Origin of the sequence: Paraburkholderia phenazinium, assembly GCF_900142845.1 — a bacterium.
Classification (GTDB): domain Bacteria; phylum Pseudomonadota; class Gammaproteobacteria; order Burkholderiales; family Burkholderiaceae; genus Paraburkholderia; species Paraburkholderia phenazinium_A.
The window spans coordinates 1668759-1682307 of sequence record NZ_FSRU01000002.1 but is presented as its reverse complement, the minus strand read 5'-3'; the positions used below and the strand labels follow the sequence as shown (position 1 = coordinate 1682307).

Sequence of the window (13549 nt, the reverse complement as noted above, 5' to 3'; positions counted from 1 at the left end):
ATGGGTCAAGACCCGACATCGATATAGGTGGATACATGAAGCTCATCCGAACCATGGTGGCGCTCGCTGGCGCTGCGGCCGTTTTGACGGCATGTGGTGGCAGCGGCAGCGACGCCGCAAAAACCCTTGGGATCACCGATCCGGAAATCCATTTCGTGCATGCCATTCCAGGCGGGCCCGCCGTCGACTTTCTCGTCAACGGCAAAGCGCCCGGTGGACAAACCGATATCAACTATCTGGGCGTGACGAATTTCACCAACATCGGCACGGGTAACACGACGGTTGCGTATGCCGATACGGGCACGACCACGGCACTCGCGAGCGGCAACTTCTCCGATGTCGCCAATGGTCACGAGTACACCGTAATCGCCTTGCCTGGGCTGACCTCGCCTGGCATCGGCCTGATCGACGATCCGTTCGACAAGGGCCTGCTCTCGAGCGATGCCCGCGTGCGCGCGTTCAATGCGTCGGCGAACGCGACCAACATCGATCTGTACATCGTGCCGGCGGGGACCAACATCAACACCGTGAGCCCGACCATGTCCGGCGTGCAGTTCAGCAATGCCGTGCCGGCGACCGGCCAGGACTCGCTGTATCTATCGGGCGGCACCTATGTCGCGATCGCGACGGCGGCCGGCAGCAAGACGCCGATCTTCCAGTCCGCGGGCTTCAGTCTCGCCAACAACGCCGACTGGCTGGTGACGACGGTGCCGATCGCCGGCGCGTTGAGCCAGTTGCTGCCGGGGCAGATCCATCTGCTGGTGGCGCAGGGCGGCAATACGGGGACGCCGGCGATCGAGTTGACGAATACGCTCACGGGCCAATAAGCGGTCAATGAGCGGTCAATAAGCGGCCAATGAGACGGTGACGTAGATAAGTTATGGCAGGGAGGGGCAGGGCGGCGGTCCACCGGCGGTGGGCCGCCGCTTTGTTTATGGCGCGAAGAGACGCGTGCGTGAAACGGCAAATCAGTTCGCTATGCTGATCAGTGGCGAGTGGTATCTTCGCCGTCTTCATACCCTCGGACATCGAACATCAGGCGCAAAAAAGCCCGGCGCGTTCACGCGCCGGGCTCATCTTGCCGATCGGTTTGAAGCGAGTTTGACGACGCCTGAGCGGCATCGTCAAACCGCACTACAAGGGATGCGTTATTTGGCTTGCTCGGCGGAATTGGTCAGGTCGTGACCGCCGTTCGAGATGTCCTGACCGGCGCCCGCCATGGTATTGCAACCGGCGAGTGCTGCAGTCCCTGCAATGAGAAGCAAAGCGATGAGTCGAGTCATGAGTGTTCCCCTTTGAAGAATGCATTCGATAGACGCGCCCGACTGCCGGCGCGCGCTCCTGTCGTCCGACCGGGCATCACGCCAGCCGATCCGGTCTGATTGCATCTTAAGAAATGGGGCGTCGCGCCGCTGTCAGCTTGGTTGCGATTTTGTTGTAGGCGTGGTCCGTTGTTCGCGTCGGCGCAGTCCTACAGCGCCGGGTCGCGCAGGGTCGTTTGCGGCGGAGCATCGGCTGAGGGCGCGGCCGATCGGACGCAGGGCATCACCACGTGGATATCGGTGCCGTCCGGCACGCCGCGGTGGATATCGAAATGCCCGCCGCGGGCCGCCACGCGCTGGCGCATGCCGAGCAAACCATGCGTATGGGTGCGCTTGAGATCCGCCGGCATGATGCCGACGCCGTTATCGGCGATCGACAGCGCGACCTGGGTATCCTCGACCCGCAGGCCGATCGCGACGCGCGACGCATGGGCGTACTTCGCCGCATTGGTCAACGATTCCTGCGCGACGCGGAAGAGCGCAATCTCGGTCTGCTCGTCGAGCTGGATGTCGTCCGCGGGCAGTTGCAGGTCGAGCGTCCAGTTGTTGCGCTGCGCAGCTTCGTCGGCGAGCGTGCGCAGGGCGGTCACGAGGCCGAAATTCGCCAGCACGGTGGGCCGCATGTCTTCGATGATGCGGCGCTTGAGCGCGATGCCCTGATCGAGATTGGCGAGTGCGCGCGCGAGTTTCTCGGAGATCGCCGGTTCGCTGTCCTTCAGTTTGCGGTTGGCCCACGCGACATCCATCTTGCTCGCGGTCAGAATGGCGCCGAGTTCGTCGTGCAGTTCGCGGGCGAGCTGGGTCTTCTCGTTCTCGCTGACGGCCTGCAGGTGCCAGCCGAGCGCTTCGAGCTGGCGGGTGCGTTCGGTGACGAGCTGGTCGAGTTCTTCCTGCTGGGTGATCAGTTGACGCTGCACGCGCGCCTGGCGGTCGATCTGAATGCCGAGATTGCGGAACAGCAGGATGAACAGCACGATATTCAGCGCCGACAGCGCCGCGGCACACAGCGTCGAGATGCGCTGGTCGGCGCGGCTCGCGTCGAGCGCATGTTGCGCCCGGTTCGACTCGTTATCGCGCAGCAGCGACAGCGTGCTGTCGACGAGCGCGGCGTCCACCGGTCGGCCGTCGCCCGCTGTGCCGCAGGCGGCCAGTCCGAGCGGCTGCGGCGCGGCCTGCTGCAGCGCAGCGGCACCCGCGCCGATGCGCGCGTCGATCAGCGCCATGATCTGGGTGAAGCTCGCCAGCTCCGCGCTGCCCGCTTCGCGGCGTTGGTAGTACAGGTTCAGTTGCTGGGCCGTCTGGCGCAAACGGGCTGCGCTCGCGCAATAGGCCTGTGCGCTGGCGGTCTGCTTCGTCAGAAGAAAGTCGCTCTGGTAGGCGCGCAGCCGCGCCAGCTGGCTTTCCAGCGTGCTCAACTGCACCGTGACGTCGCGCGCTTCGAGGGCGCTCTCATACTCGGCGGCGATGCGCTCGCGGGCCGTCTCGAGGATCACGAGGCCGCCCACGGTGATAACGATCGCGACCGTCATCGCAATCGCCCAGCTCCGATTACGCATCCATTCGTTGAGTCTCGTTGCCACAGTCGGATCTCGCACCTTTCGTATGCCTGGTTGATTCGCCGAACTCTCAGTGTAGCGGTCGCGGCGTCCGAACGGTCGGCTGTCGACGCGCGATCGACGCGGCATGGCCGCGCGACTGTAACGCGCCTGTAATGCCATGTCGGCGGATTCCCACATGAAAAACGGCCTGAGCCCGAATGCGGCGCGCCGTCCCGATCATTAGGATGACTGTGTCAGTTCACGCTTTGTTTCAGGAGGACTCCATCGTGCTTCACTACGCCATCGTTTTCTTCGTGATCGCCATCATCGCCGCCGTGTTCGGTTTTACCGGCATTGCGGCAGGCGCTGCTGAAATCGCCAAGATCCTGTTCTACATTTTCCTCGTCGTGTTCGTGGTCACCCTGCTGCTCGGCGTGTTCCGAACCTAGACGGCGCCTGTCTCTCCACCCGGCGCATCAGGCGCGATTCGTGCGGGATGCGCAGTTCCCCCTACCGGATCAAGGAGAAACACCATGTCTAGCAAGTCAGCCAGCCAGTCCCACGATGCCTTCGTGATGGATGTGAAGAAAATCCGCGAAGACGCCCGCAAGCATATGTCCGATGGCCCGGTCACGCAGACTTACGGCGCCGACCGTCAGACGGTTCTCAAGCTGCTGAACGATGCGCTTGCAACGGAAATCGTCTGTACGCTGCGTTATAAGCGCCATCATTTCATGGCCAAGGGCATCAACTCGGAGGCGGTCGCGGCGGAGTTCGCCGAGCACGCCACCGAGGAACAGGAGCACGCCGACCGCTTTGCCGAGCGCATCGTGCAACTGGGCGGCGAGCCGGACTTCGCGCCTGATGGCCTGAAGACCCGCTCGCACTCGGAGTACAAGGAAGGCAACAACCTGACCGATATGATCCGCGAGAACCTGATTGCCGAGCGGATCGCGATCGACACCTATCGCGAGATCATCCGCTATCTGGGCGATCACGACGTCACCACGCGGCGGATTTTCGAGGATGTGCTGGCGGTCGAGGAAGAGCATGCCGACGACATGGCCGATCTGCTCGAAGGCCGCGAGTGAGGGGGGCTTGCACGCGGGACGCACGTTCCGCCTCACAGCGGGGCGGGACGTCATTACAATGTCTGCCTGGGAGCGCGATCTTCACTGCACGGAAGGGAAGCCGATGATTCGAGTGTTGATAGCCGACGATCACGCGATCGTCCGAGGCGGTTTCAGGCAGTTCGTCGCCGACGAGCCGGATATGTGCGTGGCGGCGGAAGCCGCGACCGGCGACGCAACCATCAGCCTCGTGCGCGAGCAGGCTTTCGACGTGGTGCTGCTCGACATCGCGATGCCGGACAAGAACGGCATCGACACCTTGCGTATCATCAAGCAGGTGCGCCCGGAGCAGGGCGTGCTGATCCTGTCCGGCTATCCGGAGAGCCAGTACGCCATCAATCTGCTGAGGGCGGGCGCCAACGGCTATCTGAACAAGGATTGCGAGCCCGACGAAATCGTGCGGGCGATCCGCGCGGTGGCGCGCGGGCATCGCTATCTGTCGGAGGCGGTGGCCGACACGCTCGCCGATAATCTCGACAAGCCCGCGGCGGGCCGTCCGCACGAGGCCTTATCGGAGCGGGAATTCCAGATCTTCTGCAAGCTCGCGGCAGGGCAGATTCCCACGGATATCGCGGAGGAACTGCATTTGTCGGTGAAGACGGTGAGTACCTACCGGGCGCGTGTGCTGGAGAAAATGCGTCTGGGCAATAATGCGGATCTGACGTACTACGCGATCAAGAACGGCTTGATCGAATAAGCGTGCGGACCAATGCAATGAGCGATTCGACTTCTCTTTCCAACGCCGGTCAGCCGCCTTTGCGGGTGCTGCTGATCGAGGATTCGGCGTTGATCCGCCGCAGTCTCGTCGAAGCGATCGACGCGTCCGGGGTATTGCACGTCGCCGCGTATGCCGATTCGTCGGACGAGGCGATCGCGCTGCTGACGGACGAGACCTTCGACGCGGTGATCGTCGACCTGCAACTCAAGCACGGCTCCGGCGTGCCGGTGCTGGCGTACCTGCAGCGCGAAGGGCTGATCGAACGCACCTTCGCCGCCGTGTTGACCAATCATGCGCTGCCGGCCTATCGCGAACGTTGCGAGCAATACGGCGTGCGTCATTTCTACGACAAGTCGTTCGAATTCGATCGCGTCATCGACGCGTTGCACGACTACGCATACGCACGCAGCCAGGGACAACCGCCGCGGGCGTGAGGCGCCGGATGGGGTGCCTCACGGCGCGGCTTATCTGCAGCACGCGCTTTGCAGCATGCGATTCCCTCAGGCGTTCGCCACCGGCTGTGCCGGACTGCGCAGATGGTTCCATGCGCCAAGCCCCACGAACGCCAGCCCGGCGATGCTCACACCCACCCACCCGAACAGCGGCCAGACGATCGCGCCGACGGCCGAACCCGCCGCGCCGCCGATGAAATACGTCACCATGTACACCGTATTCACGCGGCTGCGCGCGTGCGGCGAGAGCGCGTAGATGCGCGACTGGTTGGAGATCTGTGCGGCTTGCACGCCAATGTCGAGGATGATCACGCCCACCACCAGCCCGGCGATGCTCGTGGTCGATACGCCGAACACAACGAACGACACGGCGACCAGCGCGATTGCCACGGTGATGATGTCGCGCGGTCCGCGACGGTCGGAGAACTTGCCGGCGAGCGGCGCGGCCAGCGCGCCCGCAGCGCCGACGATACCGAATAGCCCCGTGGCCTGCGGCCCGAGATGGAACGGCGCGCCCGCCAGCAGCAGCGCCAGCACCGACCAGAAAATGCTGAAGCCGGCGAACAGGCAGGCACCGGTGAGCGAGGCTTCGCGCAAGCCGCGGTGTTCGAGGATCAGATGCCACATCGAGGCGAGCAGCTTGCCGTAGGGCAGTGTCGAGGTCGGCTGGCTTTTGGGCAGGCGCAGCCAGATGACGACGGCCAGCACCAGCAGCGCGACGACCGAAGCGCCGAACACCGCGCGCCAGCCGAAATACTCGGCGACGAAGCCTGCGGCGGTCCGCGCCAGCAGAATCCCCAGCAGCAGCCCGCTCATCACCGTGCCGACCGCATGGCCACGGCCCGATGGCGGCGCGAGTTCGGCGGCGAACGGCACGGCCTGTTGCGCGATGGTGGCGAGGATGCCGATGGCGAGACTCGCGCCGATCAGGACCGTGAGGCTCGGCGCCATCGCGGCGACCACCAGCGCGACGCAGAGGCCGGCGATCTGCAGCAGGATCAGCCCGCGCCGGTCGAAACGGTCGCCGAGCGGCGCGAGCAGCAGCATGCCGGCGGCGTAGCCGAGCTGCGTGACGGCCGGCACTGCGCCGATCCACGAGGCGCTCTGCGGGAACGACGCCCGGAAGTTGTCGAGCAGCGGCTGGTTGTAGTAGATGTTCGCGACGGAGACGCCCGCGATGGTGGCGAGCAGAAGCAGCAGTCCGCGCAGTGAGCGTTCGGAGGCGGCGGGGGAGGCGGAATCGGAAGTGGACATGAGCGCGGTCGTTTGAGGGACCGCCTGAATGGACGGTCTCCAAGCGAGCCGATGATACCGGAGCATGGCGAATCGTGCTGAGGGGGTGCCGGTGTGCCGGCGGCTTCAGGCTCGCGGCTCGCGGCGAGGGCGGCGCCTGGGGCGATGCGTGCCGCCGCGTCAAAAAATGAGATGGTCGTTCGCCTTGGGTCCGTAAAATCGCGCAGCCCCGCTCCGGGGCGATCGACGATTCTGGACACGGAACATCATGGATACAGCAGCGGGACTTGAACCAAAGGGCTTCGGCGGCGGGCTGCTGCTGGCTCTGCTCGGACTCGCGGCGCTGGTGATCGCCACGGCCGTCGAGATGCGCGATCCGCTCAAGATGATGCTCGAATGGGAACTGTTCGCGGTGTTCGTGCGGCCCGACACGCATGGCTGGTATCGGACGGTGCTGGCGATGGTCGGCATGGATGTCGCCATCGGCGCGTTCGTCGTCGCCGGTGCGGGGTGGCTGCTGATGCTCGCATGGCGCAGATCGGCGCGCTTTCCGGTCCACGTGCAGGCGTGGCTGCTCGCCATCGTCGTGATGCGCACTATCGCCTTTCTGCTGGGCGACCACATGACCCACGCGATCGGGATCGACATCGCCGTTCCATTCGACGGCCTTCTTGAAGCGCTCGCCGCCGCGGCGCTCGCGATTCCTTATTTCAGGCAATCGCGGCGCGTGCGTCACACCTTTCTCTCGCGCTGACACCCGCTGGCGGCAACGCACGCGGTCACGCTTTCTCTGCTTCGCCCTCAGTCGATCAACGCGCCTTCCTCGTCGTAGAACGGATACGGGCCGTCGGCGCCGTCCACATACGCATGATGCGTCACGAGGCCGCTCGCGGCGTCGTACCAGTGCAGGGCGAAGGCGGGCGGCTCCAGCGTGAACGCGGACGGCGCATCCTCGCGCAGATCGAGCGCCACCTGATGCGCGGGCGCCGGCACCGCCGAGGCAATCGTCCCGCCGAAGCGCACGAACATAGGCCGGTGCACATGACCGCAGATCACCCGCTCGACGTTCGGATGGCGCGCGATCAACGCCGCCAGCCGTTCGGCTGCATGCGGGTCGAGACGCAGGTCGTCCATATGTCCGATGCCGCACTTGAACGGCGGATGATGCAAGGCGACGATCACAGGCTGGTCTCGTGCGGCGTCGAGTTGTGTTTCGAGCCAGGCAAGACGTGCGTCGCAGAGATTGCCGGCGCTTTGGCCCGGCACGATCGAGTCGAGCGCGATCAGGCGCAGCGGGCCGACATCCACTGCGTAGTGTACGAAGTCGCCGCCGGTGCGCAACTCGGGCCGGTCGCTGAACGCCTCGCGCAGGGCCGTGCGGTCGTCGTGATTGCCGACCAGCAGGTAGTACGGAATCTCGAGCGGCGCGAGCAGCGTCTTGAGGTGTGCGTATTGCTCCGGGTCGCCTTGATCGACGAGATCGCCGGTCATGATCACGACGTCGGGACGCGGCTCGAGCGCATTGAGCGCCGCGACGCAATGCGCGAGCGCGGCGCCCGTATCGACCCGCTGGTAAGCGAGCGCGCCGGGCCGTTTGATATGCAGGTCGCTGATCTGGGCTAGCAACATGGGGACATGTCCTTATGGATGCGCGGGAATTCGAGGGAATTCGCAGGAATTGACAGAGAAGGGCGGCGGGCTCGACACGCTCACGATAGCGCAATCAACGCTTCCGGGGCGATCGAAATGCCCACCGGCGTGCCGCGCGCGAGTTCGACCCGGCCGGCGACGTCGACGATCAGCGCGTCGGGCGCCGCGCCGCCGATGGTCAACCGCGTGCGCTCGCCGAGAAACGCTGCGGCTTCGATCGTGCCGCGCAACTGGGCGTTGGCCGGATCGGCGAGGTAGGCGTCTTCGGGCCGGAAAAACAGTTCGTTGTGCTCCGCAACTGTTGCGTTTGTCGCGCCGGTCGATCCTGCTGTTCGCGAAGGCAGCGGGACGGCGCCGCCGGTGGTGGCCAGCACGCCGTCGCGCCGCTCGCCGGCGAGACGATTGATCGTGCCGACGAACTGCGCGACCGCCCGGTTCGCCGGACGGTAGTAGATGTCGCGCGGCGTGCCGATCTGCTCGATGCGCCCGGCGCTCATCACGACGATGCGGTCGCCGAGTTCCATCGCTTCGGCCTGGTCGTGCGTGACGTAGACGGTGGTGATGCCGAGTTCGCGCAGCAGTGTGTTCATTTCGCTGCGCAAGGCGTCGCGCAGGCGGGCGTCGAGCGCGGTGAGCGGCTCGTCGAGCAGCAGCACGCGCGGCTGCATCGCCAGCGCCCGCGCCAATGCGACCCGCTGACGCTGGCCGCCGGAGAGCTGGTCGATCGGTTTGTCGGCGTGGGCGGTGAGGCGCATCATCGCGAGCAGTTCGTCGACGCGTTGGCGTGCAATCTCCGCCGCCACGCGTTTGATTTTCAGCCCATAGCCGATGTTGCCGCGCACCGTCAGGTTCGGAAACAGCGCATAGCTCTGGAACACCATGCCCACCTGACGCCGCTCGATCGGCAGCGCGGTGACGTCTTCATCGCCGAAGGCAATCCGGCCGCCCGCATCGGGCGTTTCGAGGCCGGCGATCATGCGCAGCGTGGTGGTCTTGCCGCAGCCGGACGGTCCGAGCAGCACCAGCGTTTCGCCGGCGCCGATCCGCAGGTCCAGCGGCTCGAGCACGCGCGTGCCGCGAAACGTCTTGGCGCATTGCGTGAGCGTGATGGGAACGGGAGCGAGTTTCATGGCGTGTCGTTGGAGCGGGTTGAATCGGACGGGACTGCCGGATGCGATGCATCGGATGGACGTGTCGTACGCGACAGGCGGCGTGATGCGAGGCGTTTGGCCGACGCGTTGCGCCGGCCGGTGGCATCGACGCCGAGCCATTGCATCGCCACCAGCAACGGCATGGTCATGATGAAAAACAGAATCGTGTACGCGCTGCCGATCTCGATGCGCAGCGAGGCATAGGTATCGGCGAGGCCCACCGGCAAGGTCTTGGTATTGGGCGTGTGCAGCATCCACGTGAGGTTGAATTCGCCGATGGACAGCGTCAGCACCGCCAGCGCGCCCGCCACGATGCCGGGCCGCACGTTCGGCAGCACGATGGTCACGAAGCGCTGCAGGAAGCTCGCGCCGAGGCTGGCCGCGCCTTCTTCGAGCGTGCGCAGATCGGCGCTCGCACACACGGCGGCGACCGCGCGCACCATGAAGGGCAGCGTGAACACCACGTGGCCGACCACGATGAACCAGACGCTCATGCGGAACATGGTGATGCCGCCGTAGACCACCAGCAGCGCGAGCGCGGAGGCGAGACCGGGCAGCGCGATGGGCAGCACCAGCAATTCTTCGATGAGGCGAGACAGGCGCGTCTTGCTGCGCGCGAGCACGTAGCCGGCCGGCACGCCGGTCAGGAGCGTGATGGCAAGCGTGGCCGCCGCCACTTCGAGCGAGAGGAACACCGAGGTGTGATACTGCGTCCACACTTCGATGAGCCAGCGCAGCGTGAGCCCGCTCGAGACGCCCTTGAAGTAGTTGACGGTGAGGCCGGCCATGATCGACATCACGACCGGCACGATCAGAAACGCGCACAGCAGCAGCGTGACGAGCCACTGACCGGCGGCGAGCAGCGTGCGCGACGACAGGCGGGGCAGGGCGCGGCGCTGGGCAACGGGTGCGGAGGGCGGCGGGGCCGGCGGCTGGGCGGTGTGGGTCACGGAGTTCATGAATGGATCTTCATTCGCAGGTCTTTGATCGGATGGCGCGCGTCGGGGATTCAGGCACTCGCTGCGACCGCCGAGCCGGTGACGCTGCGCGCCAACGCCAGTACGAGCCAGGTCACGAGGCCGAGCACGATGGACAGACCCGCGGCCGTCACCATGTTCGCGTTGAGCGTGAACTCGGTGTAGATGGTCATGGGCAGCACGTCGATATCGGTGGCGAGCGTGAAGGCGGTGCCGAACGCACCCATCGCGGTGGCGAAGCACACCGCGCCCGCCGCAATCAGGCCCGGCGAGAGCGCGGGCAGCACGATGTCGCGCATGATCTGCCACGGCGAGGCGCCGAGCGAACGGGCCGCTTCTTCCAGCGACGCGTCGAGCTTGGTCGCCGACGCCATCACCGTGACGATCACGCGCGGAATCGAGAAGTACAGATAGCCGAGAAAGAGCCCGCTCATCGAATAGGCGAAGACCCAGCGGTCGCCGGTCAGTTTCAGCGACAACGCGCCGATCAAGCCCTGGCGCCCGGCCAGCATGATGACCATGAAGCCCACCACCACACCGGGAAACGCCAGCGGAAAGGTTAGCAGTGCGAGCAAGGTGCGCTTGCCGGGAAACTCGCGCCGCGCGAGCAGCAGGCCCGAGATCACCGATAGCACCAGCGTGGTCGCCGTGATGGCCGCGGACAGCAGGACGGTTGCGCCGAGGCTCGTCATGTAGCGCGCGTTGGTGAGCATCGCGCGGTAGGTGTCGAACGCGTGGCCGTTGCCGCTCAACTGCGCGAGCGCGACCATCGGCAGCAGCCAGAAGGCGATGAAAACCGCGAGCGCCGGCGCGATCAAGGCGATGCGCCAGCGCAGCGGGAACGTGACGTCGTTCAATGCATCACCTGAAGATACTGTTCGCCGAAGCTTTGCTGCTTCTCGGCCATCTTGCCGAAATCGACGGCCTTGGCACGGGCGTAGTCGCTCGCCGGCAGGAATCTGGCGGCGGCTTCCGGGCTCATGGCGTTGGCGCGCACCGGACGCAGATACGCGTTGGCCCACAGCTTCTGGCCTTCGTCCGACAGCACGAAGTCGAGCACCTTCTTGCCGTTCGCTTCATGCGGCGCACCCTTGACGAGGCTCATCACGTACGGCACTGAGATCGTGCCTTCCTGCGGAATCACGAATTCGACGTTGGCCTGATCCTTGTACTTGGCGCGGTAGGCGTCGAAGTCGTAGTCGAGCAGGATGGGAATCTCACCGGAGAGCACGCGAGCGTAGGCGGTCTGCTTCGGCACGATCGGGGCGTTGGCCTTGAGCTTGCGGAACCAGTCGAGACCCGGCTGGAAGTTGTCGAAGCTGCCGCCGAGCGCCTGGTTGACCGCCACGGCGCCCGCATAACCGACGAACGCGCTCGACGGATCGAGGTAGCCGATCATGCCTTTGTACTCAGGCTTGAGCAGGTCGGCCCACGAACGCGGCACCGGCTTGCCTTCGAGCGCATCCTTGTTGACGAAAAAGCCCAGCGTGCCCGAATGGATCGCGAACCAGTAGCCTTGCGGGTCCTTCAGGTTGGCGGGGATGTCGTCCCAGTGAGCTGGCTTGTACGGCTGGATCACGCCCTTGTCTTTCGCCTGGAAGGCCGACGACACGCCCAGATACACGACGTCCGCCACCGGGCTTTTCTGCTCGGCCATCATCTGCGCAATCGCCTGGCCGGAGTTCTTGTTGTCGAACGGTACGCGGATGCCGGTCTTCGCCTGGATCGCCTTGATCTGGCTCGCCCAGTCGGCCCATTCGGGCGGGCAGTTGTAGCAGATCGCGGTTTCGTCGGCGTAGGCGGCGTTCGGCGCAACGAGGCTCGTCACGGCGGTTACGGCCGCCACGGTGGCGAAGGCGGTGGCGGCGAGCGCCGAAGCCGACAGCAGGTTGGCGCCCGTGCGTTTGAACGTGGCGGTCAAGGTACGCAAGAGCGGACCAAAGCAGGTGGAACGGCGAGTCACAGCGGGTCTCCTTGGAAGGAAAGGTGCGAGAGGCAATGCGTAATACGGGCGTGATGCGGCGGGACGCGCGAGGCGGCCCGCCGCGCGGTTATCCTGGACGCGGCATGCTGGCGACGTCCGTGCTTACACGAGCGGCTGCATCGAGCGGATGCGCGGCGCTTCGCTGGTGTTCGAGATCGCGGCGATCGTCGCGCCTTCGCGCAGCGCGTGCGGCAGCGTGAGCGCGAGCGAGGCATCCGTATAGGTGCCGTCGATGCGCGCCATCAGCCGCTTCCACGCCGCGCAGCCGATCTCGCGATTCGGCGCGCAGATGCTGGCGAGCGGCGGCTGTAGCAACTCGCCCATGGCGAGACCGTCGAAGCCGAGGATCGACATGTCCGTGGGGATCTGCAGACGCGCGCGACGCAGGCCGCGCATCACTACCATCGCCAGCAGATCGTTGCTGCAGAAGAGCGCGGTGGGGCGGTTCGGGCCGTTGGTCAGATGCGCGAGCACGGAGGGGGCGAGCTCATCGGCATTGAAATCGATTTCAAGCGCCGGGGCGGGCGTGAGCCCCGCCTGCTGCATGGCCTGGGCGTAGCCGAGATGGCGCAGGCGCGCGCGGTCGGAGGCGGCGAGCGTGCCCGCCAGCATCAGGATGCGGCGATGGCCGTGGGCGATCAGCATGCGCACGCCGTCGTGGGCGGCGAGGCGGTTGTCGACCGAGACCGACGGGCGGCGCACCGTGTCGTTGTGCATCAGCACGTAGAGGAGGCCGGCGCGGTCGAGGTCGTCGAGCAGCGGGTGAGTGTCGGCGTCGGCGACCGTGAGGATCAGGCCTTCGACGCGCTGTTCGCGCAGCGTCTCGATGGCGTGGCGTTCGCGCTCGGCGTCGTACTGGGTGGTCATCAGCATCAGACGGTAGCCGTGCGCGGCGGCCAGTTCGTCGATGCCTTGCAGGCACTCCGCGAACACCGGATTGGCGATGGTGGGCAGGATCACACCGATCAGGCGGGTGCGCTCGCCGCGTAGCTGGCGGCCGAGCGGGCTCGGGCGAAAGTTGAGGGCGTCGATCGACTGGCGCACCTTTTCGAGGGTGACGGGGTTCACGGTGTGGGGCGCGTTGATCGCGCGCGAAACCGTGGCAATCGAGAAGCCTGCGTGTGCCGCGACATCCTTGATGGTGGGTGTCATCGCTGTCGTTTTCACTCGGGTTGTAAACGTTTTCGTCGAGTGAATTATCGGGATGCTTTGTGACTGCGCGATGACTCGGCGCGGGCGGGTTTGGTGCCGCCGCGACGCAATGGTAGAATCGCGTCCGCCCTGCCGGGGTGATGAAATTGGTAAACATAGCGGACTTAAACTATTGAGTGCCCGACCGGAAACGGCCGGTGCAGAACCCCTCAAATTCGGTGAAACCCCTGGTTTTGCGCCAC

General features: G+C 65.5%; 15 protein-coding genes. 6 read left to right on the top strand and 9 right to left on the bottom strand.

Features of this window, described 5'->3' with window-relative positions; genetic code table 11:
- Positions 1-35 precede the first annotated feature (35 nt).
- A complete protein-coding gene (locus tag BUS12_RS24500) occupies positions 36-827 on the top strand; it encodes a DUF4397 domain-containing protein (protein ID WP_074300037.1) in 792 nt (263 codons plus the stop codon).
- Between the two features lie 321 nt (positions 828-1148).
- Here the strand turns inward: BUS12_RS24500 and BUS12_RS24495 are convergent, their stop codons facing one another.
- Positions 1149-1283 carry an entericidin A/B family lipoprotein gene (locus BUS12_RS24495; RefSeq protein WP_074300036.1) on the bottom strand — a complete coding sequence of 45 codons (135 nt, stop codon included), beginning with the start codon at positions 1281-1283 and terminating at the stop codon, positions 1149-1151.
- Between the two features lie 188 nt (positions 1284-1471).
- The gene (locus BUS12_RS24490; RefSeq protein WP_083640733.1) at positions 1472-3007 is read right to left on the bottom strand and encodes a sensor histidine kinase; all 1536 of its coding nucleotides are present in this window, start codon (positions 3005-3007) and stop codon (positions 1472-1474) included.
- Positions 3008-3147: 140 nt separating this feature from the next.
- Here BUS12_RS24490 and BUS12_RS24485 point away from each other — a divergent pair, with 140 nt between their 5' ends.
- From BUS12_RS24485 to BUS12_RS24470, 4 genes are all read left to right on the top strand, one after another.
- Complete coding sequence (locus BUS12_RS24485; protein ID WP_006052455.1) at positions 3148-3309, top strand: DUF1328 domain-containing protein; 162 nt, start codon at positions 3148-3150, stop codon at positions 3307-3309.
- 84 nt (positions 3310-3393) lie between these two features.
- Positions 3394-3951 (top strand): ferritin-like domain-containing protein, encoded by a 558-nt coding sequence (locus BUS12_RS24480; protein WP_074300034.1) that lies wholly within the window; start codon positions 3394-3396, stop codon positions 3949-3951.
- Between the two features lie 103 nt (positions 3952-4054).
- Entirely contained in the window at positions 4055-4687 is a 633-nt protein-coding gene (locus tag BUS12_RS24475) for a response regulator (protein ID WP_074300033.1), read from the top strand.
- A 17-nt stretch (positions 4688-4704) separates the two neighbouring features.
- On the top strand, positions 4705-5142 hold the full coding sequence (locus BUS12_RS24470) for a response regulator (protein ID WP_074300032.1): 438 nt from the start codon (positions 4705-4707) through the stop codon (positions 5140-5142).
- Positions 5143-5208: 66 nt separating this feature from the next.
- Here BUS12_RS24470 and BUS12_RS24465 read toward each other — a convergent pair whose 3' ends face one another.
- The gene (locus BUS12_RS24465) at positions 5209-6414 is read right to left on the bottom strand and encodes an MFS transporter (RefSeq protein ID WP_074300031.1); all 1206 of its coding nucleotides are present in this window, start codon (positions 6412-6414) and stop codon (positions 5209-5211) included.
- Positions 6415-6661: 247 nt separating this feature from the next.
- On the opposite strand from BUS12_RS24465, the gene BUS12_RS24460 reads away from it, so the two are divergent.
- Positions 6662-7147 carry a DUF2569 domain-containing protein gene (locus tag BUS12_RS24460; RefSeq protein WP_074300030.1) on the top strand — a complete coding sequence of 162 codons (486 nt, stop codon included), beginning with the start codon at positions 6662-6664 and terminating at the stop codon, positions 7145-7147.
- Between the two features lie 47 nt (positions 7148-7194).
- Here BUS12_RS24460 and BUS12_RS24455 read toward each other — a convergent pair whose 3' ends face one another.
- The 6 genes from BUS12_RS24455 to BUS12_RS24430 form a co-directional block, all read right to left on the bottom strand.
- Positions 7195-8022: a phosphodiesterase gene (locus tag BUS12_RS24455; protein ID WP_074300029.1), complete on the bottom strand. Its 828-nt coding sequence runs from the start codon at positions 8020-8022 to the stop codon at positions 7195-7197.
- Between the two features lie 80 nt (positions 8023-8102).
- Complete coding sequence (locus BUS12_RS24450) at positions 8103-9173, bottom strand: ABC transporter ATP-binding protein (RefSeq protein WP_074300028.1); 1071 nt, start codon at positions 9171-9173, stop codon at positions 8103-8105.
- Complete coding sequence (locus BUS12_RS24445) at positions 9170-10153, bottom strand: ABC transporter permease (RefSeq protein ID WP_074300027.1); 984 nt, start codon at positions 10151-10153, stop codon at positions 9170-9172. The genes BUS12_RS24450 and BUS12_RS24445 overlap by 4 nt, the downstream gene beginning before the upstream one ends.
- A gap of 50 nt (positions 10154-10203) precedes the next feature.
- Positions 10204-11028, bottom strand: a complete 825-nt coding sequence (locus BUS12_RS24440) for an ABC transporter permease (RefSeq protein ID WP_074300026.1) — start codon at positions 11026-11028, stop codon at positions 10204-10206.
- Entirely contained in the window at positions 11025-12092 is a 1068-nt protein-coding gene (locus BUS12_RS24435; RefSeq protein ID WP_074301681.1) for an ABC transporter substrate-binding protein, read from the bottom strand. Before BUS12_RS24435 ends, BUS12_RS24440 begins: the two co-directional genes overlap by 4 nt.
- Before the next feature lie 165 nt (positions 12093-12257).
- On the bottom strand, positions 12258-13307 hold the full coding sequence (locus BUS12_RS24430; protein WP_074300025.1) for a LacI family DNA-binding transcriptional regulator: 1050 nt from the start codon (positions 13305-13307) through the stop codon (positions 12258-12260).
- Positions 13308-13549 lie beyond the last annotated feature (242 nt).